Source organism: Azonexus hydrophilus DSM 23864 (assembly GCF_000429605.1).
GTDB lineage: Bacteria > Pseudomonadota > Gammaproteobacteria > Burkholderiales > Rhodocyclaceae > Azonexus > Azonexus hydrophilus.
Window position 1 is genome coordinate 137,856 of sequence record NZ_KE386925.1, and the last position, 15,111, is coordinate 152,966.

Consider the following 15,111-nt stretch of genomic DNA (forward strand, 5'->3'; position numbering starts at 1 on the left):
AGAATGACGATGAAACTGCCCATCTACCTGGATTACTCGGCGACGACGCCGGTCGACCCGCGCGTTGCGGAAAAAATGATTCCCTATCTCTACGAGAACTTCGGGAATCCGGCCTCGCGTTCGCACAGTTTCGGCTGGGTTGCCGAAGCCGGTGTCGAGGAAGCGCGCGAGCAGGTTGCCGCGCTGGTCGGCGCCGATCCCAAGCAAATCGTCTGGACCTCCGGTGCCACCGAGTCGAACAACCTGGCGATCAAGGGTGCGGCCAATTTCTACGCTGGCACCAAGGGCAAGCACATCATCACCGTCAAGACTGAGCACAAGGCGGTCCTCGACACGGTGCGCGAGATGGAGCGCCAGGGTTTCGAGGCGACCTACCTCGACGTCCAGGAAAACGGCCTGCTCGATCTGGAAGTGTTCAAGGCGGCGATCCGCCCGGATACCGTGCTCGCCTCGGTCATGTTCGTCAATAACGAAGTCGGCGTCATTCAGCCGATCGCCGAACTCGGCGAAATCTGCCGCGAGAAGGGCATCATCTTCCACGTCGATGCGGCGCAGGCGACTGGCAAGGTCGATATCGACCTGAGCAAGCTCAAGGTCGACCTGATGAGCTTCTCGGCCCACAAGACCTACGGCCCGAAGGGCATCGGCGCCCTCTACGTGCGCCGCAAGCCGCGCATCCGCCTGGAAGCGCAGATGCACGGCGGTGGCCACGAGCGCGGTTTCCGCTCGGGCACGCTGGCCACGCACCAGATCGTTGGCATGGGCGAAGCCTTCCGCATTGCACGCGAGGAAATGGTCGAAGAAAACAATCGAGTCAAAGCCTTACGCGATAAACTTCTGAAAGGACTTCAAGATATTGAAGCGACTTTCGTCAATGGCGACCTCGAGCATCGCGTCGCCCATAACCTCAACATCAGCTTCGCCTACGTCGAAGGCGAGTCGATGATCATGGCGATCAAGGATCTCGCCGTGTCGTCCGGCTCGGCCTGTACCTCGGCCAGCCTGGAGCCGTCCTACGTGCTGCGCGCACTCGGGCGCGACGACGAACTGGCGCACAGCTCGATCCGTTTCTCCATCGGTCGCTTCACCACCGAGGAAGAAATCGACTACGCGGTCAAGCTGCTGCACACCAAGATCCAGAAACTGCGAGACCTTTCCCCGCTCTGGGATATGTACAAGGAAGGCATCGATCTGAACACGGTTCAATGGGCTGCCCACTGAACGAAACAACGGAGAAATAACATGAGCTATAGCGTAAAAGTCATTGATCACTATGAGAATCCTCGCAACGTCGGTTCGCTCGACAAGGACGATTCCAGCGTCGGCACCGGCATGGTCGGCGCGCCGGCCTGCGGCGACGTGATGAAGCTGCAGATCAAGGTCAACAAGTCCGGCGTGATCGAAGACGCCAAGTTCAAGACCTACGGTTGCGGCTCTGCCATCGCTTCGTCGTCGCTGGTGACCGAATGGGTCAAGGGCAAGACGGTCGACCAGGCGCTGTCCATCAAAAATACCGAGATTGCCGAAGAACTGGCGCTGCCGCCGGTTAAAATCCACTGCTCGATCCTGGCTGAGGACGCCATCAAGGCGGCCGTGGCGGATTACAAGAAAAAGCACGGAGAATAAGCATGGGCGTGACCTTGACCGACTCGGCGGCGAAGCATGTCGCCAATTTCCTGCAGAAACGCGGCAAAGGCATCGGCCTGCGCCTTGGCGTACGGACTTCCGGCTGTTCCGGCATGGCCTACAAGCTGGAATTCGTCGACGAGGTGAATGAAGACGACCTGATTTTCGAAACCTCGGGCGTCAAGGTCGTGGTCGATGCCAAGAGCCTGCCGTATCTTGAAGGCATGGAGCTCGACTTCGCCCGCGAAGGCCTGAACGAAGGGTTCAAGTTCAATAACCCCAACGTCAAGGACCAGTGCGGCTGCGGTGAGTCCTTCAACGTTTGATGGATTTAACTGCTGACTTTTTCGCTTTGTTCGGCTTGCCGAAAACTTTCCGGCTCAGCCTGTCCGAGCTCGATTCGCGTTACCGCGACGTGCAGGCGCAGGTGCATCCGGATCGTTTCGCCAATGCGCCGGAGGGCGAGCGGCGGTTGTCGATGCAGTGGGCGACGCGCGCCAACGAGGCTTACCTGACGCTGAAGAAGCCGCTGGAGCGGGCAAAATACCTGCTTGAGCTGGCCGGGCACGATCTGCAGGCCGAGAGCAATACCGCGATGCCGGCCGATTTCCTGATGGAACAGATGGAATGGCGCGAGGCGGTGATGGAAGCGCGCGCTGGCGGCGATCATCACGAACTCGAACATCTCTACCAGCGCCTGCGCGGCGACATCGATGGTCGTTACGTCGAGGTTGCCGCCTTGCTCGACGACGCTCGGGATTACGCGCTGGCCACCGACCGGGTGCGCCGGCTGATGTTCCTGGAAAAACTGCTTTACGAAATCGACGACGCGCTGGCGTCGCTGGACGACTGAAAGAATATAACAATGGCCTTGTTCCAGATCGCCGAACCCGGCGAATCCGCAGCCCCGCACGAGCATAAACTGGCCGTCGGCATCGACCTCGGCACCACCAATTCGCTGGTCGCCACGGTGCGTTCCGGCATTGCCGTCTGCCTCAACGACGAACAGGGGCGGCCGCTGCTGCCTTCGGTCGTCCATTACAACGCTGACGGCAGCACGGTCGTCGGCTACGACGCGCGCAAGGACCAGGCGGTCGATCCGAAGAACACCATCGTCTCGGTCAAGCGCTTCATGGGCCGGGGCAAGCACGACATCGCCCACATCGAGAGCATGGCCTACGACTTCGTCGATGCGCCGGGCATGGTCAAGCTCAAGACCCAGGCCGGCATCAAGAGTCCGGTCGAGGTTTCGGCGGAAATCCTGAAGACGCTGAAGGCGAGGGCAGAAGCCGGTCTCGGCGGCGAACTGGTCGGCGCCGTGATCACCGTGCCGGCCTATTTCGACGACGCCCAGCGCCAGGCCACCAAGGACGCTGCCAAATTGGCCGGCCTCAACGTTCTGCGCCTGTTGAACGAACCGACTGCGGCGGCCATCGCCTATGGGCTCGACAACGGCGCCGAGGGGGTCTATGCAGTCTATGACCTCGGCGGCGGCACCTTCGACATCTCCATCCTCAAGCTGACCAAGGGTGTTTTCGAGGTCATGGCGACCGGCGGCGATTCGGCGCTCGGCGGCGACGATTTCGACCACCGCATCTTCTGCTGGGTGATCGAGCAGGGCAAGCTGCAGCCGCTGTCGGCGGCCGACGGCCGGTTGCTGATGATGCGCTGCCGGGAAGCCAAGGAATTCCTGACCAAGAACCCGGAGGCACCGATCACCGCGCGCCTGTCCACGGGCGAGATGGTCGATCTCAAGCTCGACGTCGCGACCTTTGCCGAAATCACCCGGACGCTGGTCTCGAAGACGCTGCAGCCGGTCAAGAAGGCGCTGCGCGACGCCGGCCTGCGCGCCGATGACGTCAAGGGCGTGGTCATGGTCGGCGGCGCGACGCGCATGCCACAGATTCAGAAGGCGGTTGGCGACTTCTTCGGCCAGGAACCGCTGACCAATCTCGATCCGGACAAGGTTGTCGCGCTCGGCGCGGCGACGCAGGCCAACCTGCTGGCCGGCAACAAGACCGGCAAGGACGACTGGCTGCTGCTCGACGTGATTCCGCTGTCGCTCGGCCTGGAAACCATGGGTGGGCTGACCGAGAAGGTGATCCCGCGCAATTCGACGATCCCGACCGCGCGCGCCCAGGAATTCACCACCTTCAAGGACGGGCAGACGGCGATGGCCATTCATGTCGTCCAGGGCGAACGCGAGATGATTGCCGATTGCCGCTCGCTGGCGCGCTTCGAACTGCGCGGCATTCCGCCGATGGTGGCTGGTGCAGCGCGCATCCGCGTCACCTTCCAGGTGGACGCCGACGGCCTGTTGTCGGTCACCGCGCGCGAGCAGACCACCGGCGTCGAGTCGAGCATTACCGTCAAGCCGTCCTACGGCCTGTCCGACGACGAGATCGCCGGCATGCTCCAGGATTCGCTGGCCCACGCCAAGGACGACGCGATGGCGCGCGCACTGCGCGAAGCGCAGGTCGAGGCCGAACGCATGATCGAGGCGACCGAAGCGGCACTGGCCGAAGACCCGCATCTGCTCAACGAAGCGGAAACCGCCAGGATACGCAACGCGATCGCCAAGCTGCAGGAAGCGGCGGCCGGCGACAACCGCCGCATCATCAACATTGCGATGGACGACCTCGGCTTCGAAACCCAGGAATTTGCCCACCGTCGCATGGATCAAAGCATCAAGAAAGTGCTGTCCGGCCGCAAGGTCGAAGAAATCGGCACGGGAGACGAAGAATGACCCAGATCATCGTATTGCCGCATCTTGAGTTGTGCCCGGACGGTGCCGTGATCGAGGCCGAAGCCGGCAAGTCGATCTGCGACAACCTGCTCGCCAACGAGATCGAACTCGATCACGCCTGCGAAATGTCCTGCGCCTGCACCACCTGTCACGTCATCGTGCGCGAAGGTTTTGCCTCGCTGGAAGAAGCAAGCGAGATCGAGGAAGACCTGCTCGACAAGGCCTGGGGCCTGGAGCCGAATTCGCGCCTGGGCTGTCAGGCCATCGTCAGCGATACGCCGCTGGTCGTCGAAATCCCCAAGTACAGCATCAACATGGCGAAGGAGGGACATCGCAAATGAAGTGGACCGACATCAACGACATCGCCATCGAACTCGCCGACAGCCAGCCGGACACCGACCCGCTCAAGGTCAATTTCGTTGACCTGCGCGACTGGGTGATGGCGCTGCCCGGCTTCGACGACGATCCCAAGCACTGCGGCGAGAAAATCCTCGAAGCCATCCAGCAAGCCTGGATCGACGAAGTCGCCTGATCAGGCGTCGACCGCCACGGCAATGCCACTGCCGCGTAACTGCTCGCTCATGCTGGCCACCGACAGCAGCACCAGCATCGGCTGGCCGCTGCCCGGTTGCGTCTTGACCACCGAGGCCAGTACCGAGGCGATGCCAACATAGATGTTCGAGAGATCGTCGATGTCGCTTTCCGGGACTTCCATGATCTCGCCCAGGCGGTCGACCAGGATGCCGAAAGCCTTGCCGTCGTCACCGCGCACCACCACGACCTGCTGCCGGATGCCGGTATTTTCCGCCGGCTCGGGCAGCCCCAGGGCCGCGTGCAAGTTGTAGATCGGCAGGGTCTCGTTGCGGTGGATCATCGCGCCATAGACCTGTTTCGGTGCGTTGGCCAAGGTTGTCGCACCGTTCAGTTCGACCGCCTCGATCACCGATGAAACCGGCAGGCCCAGCCAGTGCGCGCCGAGGTGGAAAGTGGCGATTTCGCGTACTGCCACATCGGCGGCAAAGGCCGTGTGGCGCATGGCGACTTCGCCGGCCGAGGCGCTCAGGCGGGAATTGGCGTCGTAAGCACCCAGCGGGATGAAGACCAGGGCCGTAACCTCGTTGCGGTAGGCGTCCTCCTGGCCCTTGAATTCGCGATAGCCGCTGGACGGTGCGGCACCGACGGCCATCACCTGGCCGTCGAGCGCGATCAGACGGGCGCAGCCATTGGTGTCGGGCCTGAGCAGTTCCGGCAGCAGCGCCAGTTGCTGCCCGGGGCGGTAGCTGGTGTCGCTGGCGGCAATGACTCGGGCCTCGCCATCGATGAACAACGCGAAGCTGCCGGCTACTGGTTCGCCGCTGGCCTCGCGCGGCAGGGCGTCGTTGAGCATGGCCGAAAACTGCGGCGCACTGTCGAAGACGATGGCGATGCCGCCGACAACCTGCTGATTGCCCGGCGCACGCACTGCCGACAGGTAAACATAGGTCGGCCGGTTGCCATAGAGCGGGCTGTTGTCGAAGCGGGACACTGCGTAAGCCTGGCTGTCGCGCAGGCCGAGGCATTCGTCGACCCAGGGCGCATCGAGCATCTGCCCGACCAGTTCGCCATGGTCCGGATTGGAAACGGCCTGAACCCGGCCCTCTGTATCGAACAGCAGGATGTTGTCGTACACCGTGTACAGGCTGTTGATATAGCCGATGACCCGCTCCAGGCTTTCACGTCGGCCCTTGGCCGCGCTGTCGGCGAGCAGGGCGCGGATGGTCGAGTCGAGCGCCCACCAACGGCAGTCGTTGGCCCGCTCGTAGAGATTGCGGTCCATGATGTCGATGGCCAGTGCGGCGAAGAACTGGCTGTCGGCAAGCTGCGAGGAAAGCACCGTCGACTGCAGGTTGCCGATCGAGCGAGAGAAGACTTCGCGCATGCTCATGCCGACGCGGCTGATCTCACGCAGCAGGATTTTCGAGAATGCGCTGTTGACCGCCGCCGATACCGTGCCCTGGCGTACCGTGCCGTTCCAGACGGCGCGGCTGAGATCGCGCTGGATCGCTTCGGCCTTCAGTGGAATCGCCCGCAATTCCTCGGAAAATGCGCGGCCACCGGCCATCACCGAAGCGAGCAGCGCCGGTTCGGAGATGTCGAGCGTATCGTCGTCGTGCAGGTCGAAAGCCTGGGCCACCGGCATCATCACCAGGCCACGCCAGCCCGGCCCCTGGTAACCCTGGTAGCCCTTGGTGTCGCTGGCGAAGGCGAGGTAGCTGCGCCCGGCAAAGCGCAGACGCTGCAGGCTGCCGGAAGCGAGTTGCAATTCCGCACCGATCGGGATCTGCCACGGATCGCTGCTGGAAATCACCTGGCTGGCGCCATCCAGCAGGACCATCACGCCGGGATCGTCGGGCAGCGCCAGGCCGTGAAAGATGCGCTGCATTTCATCGGCAAAGCGGAAGCAGAGCGCCAGCACGCCGAGCGTTTCGCCGCGCTCGGACTTGATCCGGTAGGCGTAGATCAGCGAGCGCCCCTGCTCGGGGAAGAGTTCGGAATGGGCATAGGATTCGACATACGCGTCCGTGGTGTTGACCGCCTCGCGCACCCAGTTGTCGCGGATGGCGGTGACCCGGTCATCGGGCTGCAGCCGGGCAAGGATGCGGCCGTTGCGGTCGGTCAGCACAAGATCCTCGTAAACCGAGTATTTGCGTACGTATTCCTGGAAGCGCTGCTGCAAGGCCCACAGGTCACCCGGTTCGGCGGCAAATTGCCGGATGGCGTCGTCGGTGCTGAGAAAACCGATGTCGGCGGTGCGTTCGAACAGATTGCGGACCAGAATGTCGATGACCACCTGCGAACGCGCCTTCATTTCCTGTTCGCGCTTGGCCAGCGTCTGTTCGGCGAGATTGTTGAGCAGGTCGCCGGTCAGGCTGGCGAAAGCTTCGCGGGTCTGGCCGATCTCGGCGGTGGTGCCGGAAAGTTGTCCGAGCAGGTTGAGGTTGTCCCAGACGGCCTGCAACGACTGCAGCATTTCCCGGTATTCCTCGATCAGCGGCATGTGCGGCAACAACTGACGCACGTTGTCCTTGACTTCGATTCCCTTGTATTTCGCCACGCCATACTCCTGCTTGCTGCCAGATGAGTGATAAGAAGCAAGTCACATGCCCATTGCCGCTAGTCGCAAACGGGCGTGTTTGCCGGATATTGTCTGGAAAATGTGACAGGCACAGGTCTCGTTTCGGTGCCCGGGCACCGTGCTGGTGCAATCCTGCGGACGCCGATGCCCAGTCGTGGGAAAATGCCGCCGATGAATTCCCTGTCTTCCGATACCTCGGCCGTTACCTGCGAGCGCTGCGACGCCTGTTGCTGCCAGCTTGAGGTCATGCTGATCTGCGACCGCGACGTGCCGGCGCGCTTTGTCGCCGACAACCGCTGGGGCGGGCAGGTGATGCGCCGGCTCGACGACGGCTGGTGCGCGGCGCTCGACCGTGACACCATGCGTTGCACCATCTACGAGCGCCGGCCGGACATCTGCCGTGATTTTGCCATGGGCGACAGCGACTGCGTCGCCGTGCGCACCCTGTATTACACCCCGCCTGCACGACAGGAGCAGCCATGACTTACGAAGAACACCTCGACGAGGTGACCACGCTGATCACCGAAAAGTACGATGTTGCCGACCAGGCAGCAATCAAGATGGTGATGCGCGCCCAGGCCGACGATTTCTTCAGCGGCCACGACGACAATCCGGCGATCTGTACGCTGGACCGCGCGCACCTCGACGCCAAAGCCGTCTACAAGAAGTACAAGTAAACATGCGCTCGACCCGTGCCACCGCCGCCGTTGCCCGGCTCAACCAGCGCAGCGCAGGCCGGCATTACCTGATGGTGATGACCGGCGGCGGGCTATTCCAGTTGCGCGAGCGCATCGACGGCACCGACCGCGACCTGTCGGATGCCCTTCCGCTCGACGATTTCGTCCGCCTGGTCGATGCCACCGGCCCCCAGCCGGTACGCCGCATGACCAAGAGCGACGAGGCCTTTGCCAAGCAACTGGCGCGCCGGAAAAATCCGGATAACGATGACTGACGACCGCCTCTACCGACTCGGCCGCTTCCTGCGCGATCTCGGCCGGGCCCTGCATCTCAGCGGGGCGCCAGCGCACGAACTGGAGCGCCGCCTGAACGAAACCGGCCGGCAGCTCGGGGTGCGCGTCGAAGGCTTTGCCGTGCTCACCTTCCTGGCGCTGACGCTGGTCGACGCCGACGGCAAGCGGCGGGTGGAAATGCTGCGCCTGCCGCCCTACGACTACAACATGGCCCGGCTGATCGAACTCGAAGCGCTATGTCGTGAGATCGACGGCAGCGAACGACTGGACGCCTACGAACAGCGCCTGGCCGCCGCGATGGCCACGCCGGCGCCCTGGTCCGGCCTGGCTTTCGTCGCCATGGGTTTCCTGCTGTCGGCGTCGGTGGCCCTGCTGCTGCGCGGTGGCTGGATGGAAATGCTCTGCGGCGGCCTGATCGGCATGGGCTTCGTCGCCGGGGTACTCGGTTGTGCCCGCATTCCCCGACTCGGCCCGGCGGTACCGGTCATCCTGTGCACGCTGGCGGCACTGATGGCGCAGGCGCTGGCCTGGTTCTTCCCGCAGCAGAGTCCCTTCGTCTCGGCGGTCGCCGGCGTGGTTTTCCTGCTGCCCGGCTTCATGCTCACCGTGGCCATGTCCGAACTGGCGACCCAGAACTACCTCGCCGGCAGCGGCCGGCTGATCGGCGCCTTCCTGCAACTTTTCCTGATGGGCGCGGGGTTGGCCATCGGCACCAAGATCGGCCAGACGCTCTATCCGGTCGAAACCCTGGGCGTCGTCACCAGCCTGCCGGCCTGGGTGATCTGGCCGGCGGTGGCGGTTCTTGGCGTGTCCTTGCTGGCGGTGCTGCAGGCGCCGTGGTCGGCGGTGCTGGTCTCGGCCGGCGGCTGCCTGCTGGCCTGGGCCGTGTATTCCGTGGTCGGGGCTGGCATGGGCAATGTCGTCGGTGCTTTCTGCGCCGCCTTTGCCGTGGCGGCGGCCGGGCATCTCTACCAGTTCGTCAGCAACCGGCCCTCGGTGCTGGTGCAGATTCCCGGCCTGATCACGCTGGTCCCCGGCAGCATGGGCTTTCGCGGCTTGCATGCATTGATGGCGCAGGACAGCGCCGCCGGCATCGCCTTGATCACCGAAATGCTGCTCACCGGCGCCGTCCTGGCCGTCGGCCTGCTGCTCGCCGACAATCTGATGCCGCTGATTTTCCGGCGCAAGTCGCCCGCACCGGAAACGGCCGGTGCTTAATCCTCAAACAGGTTGAGGAGGGCGTCCAGGCCGCCGAAATTGATCGCCACATCAGCCTTGGCACGTGTCGCCGGCTTGGCGTGGAAGGCCACCGACAGGCCGGCCTCGGCCATCATCATCAGGTCATTGGCGCCATCGCCGACGGCGATCACCTGATCCTTGCGCAGGCCCAGTTCGTCGCGCAGACGGCCCAGGTGGTGCGCCTTGGCGGCGGCATCGATGATGTCGCCGACGACCCGGCCGGTCAGCTTGCCGCCGGAAATTTCGAGTTCGTTCGAGGTGGCGAAATCGAAACCCAGCTCGATGCGCAGGCGCTCGGTGAAATAGGTGAAACCGCCGGACAGGATGGCCGTACGCAGGCCGGCGTTCTGCACCGCTTCCAGCAGTTCGCGGGCGCCGTCGGAAAGCAGCAGACGCTCGCCGAACACCCGCGCCAGCACGCGGGCATCCAGCCCGGCCATCAGCGCCAGACGGCGGCGCAGACTTTCGCGGTAATCGATCTCGCCACGCATCGCCGCCTCGGTGACCTCCGAAACTTCAGCCTTCTTGCCGGCGAAATCGGCGAGTTCGTCGATGCACTCGATGGTGATCAGCGTCGAATCCATGTCGAAGCAGATCAACCCGAAATCGTACAGCTTGCGCCCGGCCTCGATAAACGCCCAGTCCAGTCTTTCCGCTTCGATCAGCGGAATCAGCGCATCGAATTCCGGCGTACGTTGGGCATCGCGCAGACGAACCACCTGCGGCGGCAAGGGTTCTGCGGCCGACGCGCTGGTGGCGGCCAGAATGCGGTCCAGCAGGAAAGTCGGCAGGGCACCGCCCTGGATGATGAGATTCATCAGTTCAGGCGTTCCGGCAGCACATCGCGCAACATCACGGCCGCATCGCGCAGCATCTTCTCGGTCGTGTCCCAGCCGACGCAGCCGTCGGTGACCGAGCAGCCGTATTTGAGTTGCGAGAGGTCGGCGGGGATGGGCTGGTTGCCAGCTTCGAGGTTCGATTCGATCATCACGCCGAGGATGGACTTGTTGCCGGCACGGATCTGGTTGACCACGTCGGCCATGACCAGCGGTTGCAGTTCCGGCTTTTTCGAGCTGTTGGCGTGCGAGCAGTCGACGACGATGTTGGTCGGCAGCTTGGCTTTGACCATCGCTGCTTCGGCGACGGCGACCGAGACGGTGTCGTAGTTCGGGCCTTTGTCGCCGCCACGCAGGACGACATGGCCGTGCGGGTTGCCGGTGGTGCGGACGATGGAAACGCGGCCTTCGTTGTTCAGGCCGAGGAAGGAGTGCGGGTTGGAGGCCGACAGGATGGCGTTGGTGGCCACGGTCAGGTCGCCGCTGGTCGCGTTCTTGAAGCCGACCGGGGTGGACAGGCCGGACGACATTTCGCGGTGCGTCTGCGATTCGGTGGTGCGGGCGCCGATGGCGGTCCAGGTGATCAGGTCGCCGTAGTATTGCGGGCCGTAGGGATCGAGCGCCTCGGTGCCGGCGGGCAGGCCGAGTTCATTGACCTGGCGCAGGAAGTCGCGGGCCTTTTCCATGCCGACGTTGACCTGGAAGGAGTCGTCCATGAACGGGTCGTTGATGTAGCCCTTCCAGCCGACGGTGGTGCGCGGCTTTTCGAAATAGACGCGCATGATGATCTGCAGCGTGTCACCGATTTCGTCGGCCAGCGCCTTCAGGCGGCGGGCGTAGTCCATGCCGGCGACCGGGTCGTGGATCGAGCACGGGCCGACGACGACGAACAGGCGGTGGTCCTTGCGGTCGAGGATGTTGCGCAGCAACTCGCGACCTTCGCTGACGGTGGCTTCAGCCTTGGCGGTCAGCGGCAGTTTCTGGTGGATTTCCGCCGGCGTCGGCATGGCGTCGAAGGCGGAAACGTTGATGTTTTCGAGAATCTGGGTCATTTGGTCAGCTCGCGTATCATGTCTTTCACCGCCGCAACCTTGTCCTGCAAGGCCGGGCAGTGGCGCAAAAGGGAGATTTTATCCTGTCCCGCCAGCTTATAGCTGCGGTTCTTCTGGATCAAATTGATGATCTTGATCGGTTCGATCGGCGGATTCTTCGAGAATTCCGGCGCGAACTGGATTGTCACCTGGTCGTTGCCGGCGTCGAGCTTCTGCACCAGCAGCGGCTTGACCAAGAGGCGCAGCCGGTGCGTGGCGACCAGCGCCTGCGCTTGCAGCGGCAATTCGCCGAAGCGGTCGACCAGTTCTTCCTGCAGCGTGTCGATCTCGTCGTCAGCTTCGCAGTTGGCCAGGCGCTTGTACAGCGTCAGCCGCTCGTGCACGTCGGGGCAGTAGGCGTCGGGCAGCAGCGCCGGGGTGCGCAGGTTGATTTCGCCGCTGACGCCGATCGGCTGCGTCAGGTCGGCGGTTTCCAGCACCTTGCCCTGTTTCAGGTGGGCGACGGCGCGGTTGAGCATCTCGCTGAACATCGTGAAGCCGACTTCCTGCATTTCGCCCGACTGGTTGTCGCCGAGCACCTCGCCGGCACCGCGGATTTCGAGATCGTGCATGGCCAGGAAGAAGCCGGAACCGAGTTCCTCCATGGCCTGGATGGCCTCCAGGCGCATCTTGGCCTGCTTGGTCATCGCCTTCTCGTCCTGGACGAGCAGGTAGGCGTAGGCCTGGTGGTGCGAACGGCCGACGCGGCCGCGCAGCTGGTGGAGCTGGGCGAGGCCGAATTTCTCGGAACGGTTGATCAGGATGGTATTGGCGTGCGGATTGTCGATGCCGGTCTCGATGATCGTCGTGCACAAGAGCAGGTTGGCGCGCTGGCCGGTGAAATCGCGCATGACCCGTTCCAGTTCGCGCTCGTTCATCTGGCCGTGGCCGATGACGATGCGCGCTTCCGGCACCAGCTTTTCCAGCTTCTCGCGCATGTTCTCGATGGTGTCGACCTCGTTGTGCAGGAAGTACACCTGGCCGCCGCGCTTCAATTCGCGCAGCACCGCTTCGCGGATGATGCCGTCGGAAAAGCGGCTGACGAAGGTCTTGATCGCCAGGCGCTTCTGCGGCGCCGTGGCGATTACCGAGAAGTCGCGCAGGCCTTCCATCGACAGCGCCAGCGTGCGCGGGATCGGCGTCGCCGTCAGCGTCAGCACATCGACCTCGGCGCGCATCGCCTTCAGCGTCTCCTTCTGACGCACGCCGAAACGGTGTTCCTCGTCGATGATGACCAGGCCCAGGCGATTGAATTTCACGTCCTTGCCGATCAGCTTGTGGGTGCCGATGATGATGTCGATCTTGCCCTCGGCTAGGTCCTGCAGCGCCTGCGCGGTTTCCTTGGCGGTCTTGAAGCGGGAGATTTCAGCAACCTTGACCGGCCAGTCGGCAAAGCGGTCGACGAAGGTCTGGTAATGCTGTTCGCAGAGCAAGGTGGTCGGGCAAAGCACGGCCACCTGCTTGCCGCCGGCCACCGCGCAAAAGGCGGCGCGCAGGGCGACCTCGGTTTTGCCGAAGCCGACGTCGCCGCAGACCAGCCGGTCCATCGGCTTGCCCGACTTCATGTCGGCGATGACGGCGGCGATGGCCTGCGCTTGGTCGGCGGTTTCCTCGAAACCGAAGCCGTCGGCGAAAGCCTCGTAGTCGTTTTCCGAAAAATCGAAGGCGTGGCCCTGACGGGCGGCGCGCGCGGCGTACAGCGCAAGCAGTTCGGCGGCGGTGTCGCGCGCCTGCTCGGCGGCCTTGCGCTTGGCCTTTTCCCATTGGCCGGAACCGAGCGTATGCAGCGGCGCGGCGTCCGGTTCGGCGCCGGAATAACGCGAGATCACGTGCAGTTGCGCCACCGGCACGAAGAGCTTGGCGTCGTTGGCGTAGTGCAGCTCGAGGAATTCCTGCTCGCCGAGGCCGAGGTCCATCCGTACCAGACCGCGATAGCGGCCGATGCCGTGGCTTTCGTGCACCACCGGGTCGCCGACCTTGAGTTCGGTGAGGTCCTTCAGCCAGTTGTCGAAGCTCGCCTTGCGCGCCGCTTCGCGCCGAGTGCGGCGCGGGCTGCCGGCGAACAGCTCGGTTTCGCTGATGAAGGCGACCTGGTCGAGGGCAAAGCCCTGCTGCAGCGGGCTGACGGTCAGCGCCAACGTTTCCTTGCCGCCGGCGAAGGCGGCAAAGTCGGCGCAGGCAGCGGGCTTGAGGCCGTGTTCGGCAAACATCGCAGCCAGCGTCTCGCGCCGGCCGGCGGTCTCGGCAAGCAGCAGCACGCGTCCGGGATAGCTGGCGAGATGGTTCTTCAAGGCGCCCAGCGGATCGTCGCTGCGCCGATCGACGGCGACGTTGGGCAGTAAAACCGGGGACAGACCACGATTTTCAGATTCGCAAAATTGTGGTCTGTCCCCGGTTTTACCCAGCGCCAGTCGACCGTAAGATTTGGCCGCCGTGAAAAAGGCTTCGTCGGTCAGGAACAGTTCTTCCGGCGCGAGCAGTGGCCGCGCCTTGTCGCCCTGCAGCAGGTTGTAGCGCGAGCGGGTGTCGTTCCAGAAGGCAGCGATGGCGGCCGGCGCGTCGCCGTGGGTGACGAAGACCGCGTCCTTGGGCAGGTAGTCGAACAGCGTCGCCGTCGCGTCGAAGAACAACGGCAGGTAATACTCGATGCCGGCGCTGGCGATGCCGGTCGAAATGTCCTTGTAGATGCCGGACTTGGCCGGGTCGCCCTCGAAACGCTCGCGGAAGGCCTGGCGGAAGTGGGTGCGGCCTTTATCGTCCAACGGGAACTCGCGCGCCGGCAGCAGGCGCACTTCCGGCACCGGGTAGACGGTACGCTGGGTGTCGACGTCGAAGGTCTTGATGCTCTCGACCTCGTCGTCGAACAGGTCGAGCCGGTAGGGCAGTTGCGAGCCCATCGGGAAAAGGTCGATCAGCCCGCCACGGATCGAGTATTCACCGGGCGAGACAACCTGGGTGACGTTGGCGTAGCCGGCCAGTGTCACCTGGGCGCGGAACTTCTCGGCGTCGAGCGTCTGGCCCTTCCTGAATGCAAACGTGTAGGCGGCCATGAACTCCGGCGGCGCCAGCCGGTTGACCGCGGTCGCCGCCGGCACCAGCAGGATCTGCACCTCGCCCTGCAATGCGGCCCACAGCGTCGCCAGGCGTTCGGAAACGAGGTCCTGGTGTGGCGAGAAATGGTCGTAGGGCAGGGTTTCCCAGTCCGGTAGCAGGCGCACCTTGAGCTGCGGCGCGAACCACGGGATTTCTTCCAACAGGCGCTGCGCGTCGGCGGCGCTGGCGGTGACCACGGCGAAAGTCCGTTGCGGGTTGCTGGCCGCCAGTTCAGCCAGTGTCAGGGCATCGGCGGAACCGGCATGAGCCGGCAGGTCGATGCGCTGGCCGGCCTTGGGCAGGGCGGGGAGGGACAACAGGAGCGGGGTGACGGACACGGCGTGACTACGGGACAACGACAGGGGTTGCGATTATAGCTGCTTGCCGTTGGCCG

General features: G+C 63.8%; 15 protein-coding genes. 11 read left to right on the forward strand and 4 right to left on the reverse strand.

Going from position 1 to position 15,111, the window contains the following annotated elements; translation table 11 throughout:
* Positions 1-9: 9 nt before the first annotated feature.
* The 7 genes from G471_RS0111920 to iscX are packed head-to-tail and all read left to right on the forward strand — an operon-like array spanning position 10 to position 4,904.
* A complete protein-coding gene (locus tag G471_RS0111920) occupies positions 10-1,221 on the forward strand; it encodes an IscS subfamily cysteine desulfurase (protein ID WP_028995540.1) in 1,212 nt (403 codons plus the stop codon).
* 21 nt (positions 1,222-1,242) lie between these two features.
* Positions 1,243-1,626, forward strand: coding sequence for a Fe-S cluster assembly scaffold IscU (gene iscU / locus G471_RS0111925; protein WP_028995541.1), 384 nt, complete (start codon positions 1,243-1,245; stop codon positions 1,624-1,626).
* A 2-nt stretch (positions 1,627-1,628) separates the two neighbouring features.
* Complete coding sequence (gene iscA, locus G471_RS0111930) at positions 1,629-1,952, forward strand: iron-sulfur cluster assembly protein IscA (RefSeq protein ID WP_028995542.1); 324 nt, start codon at positions 1,629-1,631, stop codon at positions 1,950-1,952.
* Entirely contained in the window at positions 1,952-2,479 is a 528-nt protein-coding gene (gene hscB, locus G471_RS0111935) for a Fe-S protein assembly co-chaperone HscB (RefSeq protein ID WP_028995543.1), read from the forward strand. Before iscA ends, hscB begins: the two co-directional genes overlap by 1 nt.
* Before the next feature lie 12 nt (positions 2,480-2,491).
* Complete coding sequence (gene hscA, locus G471_RS0111940) at positions 2,492-4,372, forward strand: Fe-S protein assembly chaperone HscA (RefSeq protein ID WP_028995544.1); 1,881 nt, start codon at positions 2,492-2,494, stop codon at positions 4,370-4,372.
* Positions 4,369-4,713, forward strand: a complete 345-nt coding sequence (gene fdx, locus G471_RS0111945) for an ISC system 2Fe-2S type ferredoxin (protein WP_028995545.1) — start codon at positions 4,369-4,371, stop codon at positions 4,711-4,713. The genes hscA and fdx overlap by 4 nt, the downstream gene beginning before the upstream one ends.
* The gene (gene iscX / locus G471_RS0111950; protein WP_028995546.1) at positions 4,710-4,904 is read left to right on the forward strand and encodes a Fe-S cluster assembly protein IscX; all 195 of its coding nucleotides are present in this window, start codon (positions 4,710-4,712) and stop codon (positions 4,902-4,904) included. Before fdx ends, iscX begins: the two co-directional genes overlap by 4 nt.
* On the opposite strand, the gene G471_RS0111955 is transcribed toward iscX, so the two are convergent.
* Complete coding sequence (locus G471_RS0111955) at positions 4,905-7,466, reverse strand: chemotaxis protein CheW (protein WP_028995547.1); 2,562 nt, start codon at positions 7,464-7,466, stop codon at positions 4,905-4,907.
* A 192-nt stretch (positions 7,467-7,658) separates the two neighbouring features.
* On the opposite strand from G471_RS0111955, the gene G471_RS0111960 reads away from it, so the two are divergent.
* The 4 genes from G471_RS0111960 to G471_RS0111975 are packed head-to-tail and all read left to right on the forward strand — an operon-like array spanning position 7,659 to position 9,676.
* Entirely contained in the window at positions 7,659-7,970 is a 312-nt protein-coding gene (locus tag G471_RS0111960; RefSeq protein ID WP_028995548.1) for a YkgJ family cysteine cluster protein, read from the forward strand.
* Positions 7,967-8,164: a hypothetical protein gene (locus G471_RS0111965; protein ID WP_028995549.1), complete on the forward strand. Its 198-nt coding sequence runs from the start codon at positions 7,967-7,969 to the stop codon at positions 8,162-8,164. The genes G471_RS0111960 and G471_RS0111965 overlap by 4 nt, the downstream gene beginning before the upstream one ends.
* 2 nt (positions 8,165-8,166) lie before the next feature.
* Positions 8,167-8,439 (forward strand): hypothetical protein, encoded by a 273-nt coding sequence (locus tag G471_RS0111970; protein WP_028995550.1) that lies wholly within the window; start codon positions 8,167-8,169, stop codon positions 8,437-8,439.
* Entirely contained in the window at positions 8,432-9,676 is a 1,245-nt protein-coding gene (locus G471_RS0111975) for a threonine/serine exporter family protein (RefSeq protein ID WP_028995551.1), read from the forward strand. Before G471_RS0111970 ends, G471_RS0111975 begins: the two co-directional genes overlap by 8 nt.
* Here the strand turns inward: G471_RS0111975 and serB are convergent.
* From serB to mfd, 3 genes are read right to left on the reverse strand one after another with little or no spacing between them, the layout of a single operon-like run.
* Positions 9,673-10,515 carry a phosphoserine phosphatase SerB gene (gene serB / locus G471_RS0111980; RefSeq protein ID WP_028995552.1) on the reverse strand — a complete coding sequence of 281 codons (843 nt, stop codon included), beginning with the start codon at positions 10,513-10,515 and terminating at the stop codon, positions 9,673-9,675. The genes G471_RS0111975 and serB overlap by 4 nt on opposite strands.
* Positions 10,515-11,585 carry a 3-deoxy-7-phosphoheptulonate synthase gene (locus G471_RS0111985; RefSeq protein ID WP_028995553.1) on the reverse strand — a complete coding sequence of 357 codons (1,071 nt, stop codon included), beginning with the start codon at positions 11,583-11,585 and terminating at the stop codon, positions 10,515-10,517. The genes serB and G471_RS0111985 overlap by 1 nt, the downstream gene beginning before the upstream one ends.
* Positions 11,582-15,055, reverse strand: a complete 3,474-nt coding sequence (mfd, locus tag G471_RS0111990; protein ID WP_028995554.1) for a transcription-repair coupling factor — start codon at positions 15,053-15,055, stop codon at positions 11,582-11,584. The genes G471_RS0111985 and mfd overlap by 4 nt, the downstream gene beginning before the upstream one ends.
* Between the last annotated feature and the right edge of the window lie 56 nt (positions 15,056-15,111).

What these genes read in the sequence shown, in the direction of transcription:
- hscA (WP_028995544.1), top strand. Translation starts at nt 2,492, where the DNA reads ATGGCCTTGTTCCAGATCGCCGAACCCGGCGAATCCGCAGCCCCGCAC.
- iscU (WP_028995541.1), top strand. Translation starts at nt 1,243, where the DNA reads ATGAGCTATAGCGTAAAAGTCATTGATCACTATGAGAATCCTCGCAAC.
- hscB (WP_028995543.1), top strand. Translation starts at nt 1,952, where the DNA reads ATGGATTTAACTGCTGACTTTTTCGCTTTGTTCGGCTTGCCGAAAACT.
- iscA (WP_028995542.1), top strand. Translation starts at nt 1,629, where the DNA reads ATGGGCGTGACCTTGACCGACTCGGCGGCGAAGCATGTCGCCAATTTC.
- G471_RS0111920 (WP_028995540.1), top strand. Translation starts at nt 10, where the DNA reads ATGAAACTGCCCATCTACCTGGATTACTCGGCGACGACGCCGGTCGAC.
- G471_RS0111960 (WP_028995548.1), top strand. Translation starts at nt 7,659, where the DNA reads ATGAATTCCCTGTCTTCCGATACCTCGGCCGTTACCTGCGAGCGCTGC.
- G471_RS0111970 (WP_028995550.1), top strand. Translation starts at nt 8,167, where the DNA reads ATGCGCTCGACCCGTGCCACCGCCGCCGTTGCCCGGCTCAACCAGCGC.
- G471_RS0111975 (WP_028995551.1), top strand. Translation starts at nt 8,432, where the DNA reads ATGACTGACGACCGCCTCTACCGACTCGGCCGCTTCCTGCGCGATCTC.
- G471_RS0111965 (WP_028995549.1), top strand. Translation starts at nt 7,967, where the DNA reads ATGACTTACGAAGAACACCTCGACGAGGTGACCACGCTGATCACCGAA.
- fdx (WP_028995545.1), top strand. Translation starts at nt 4,369, where the DNA reads ATGACCCAGATCATCGTATTGCCGCATCTTGAGTTGTGCCCGGACGGT.
- serB (WP_028995552.1), bottom strand. Translation starts at nt 10,515, where the DNA reads ATGAATCTCATCATCCAGGGCGGTGCCCTGCCGACTTTCCTGCTGGAC.
- G471_RS0111985 (WP_028995553.1), bottom strand. Translation starts at nt 11,585, where the DNA reads ATGACCCAGATTCTCGAAAACATCAACGTTTCCGCCTTCGACGCCATG.
- iscX (WP_028995546.1), top strand. Translation starts at nt 4,710, where the DNA reads ATGAAGTGGACCGACATCAACGACATCGCCATCGAACTCGCCGACAGC.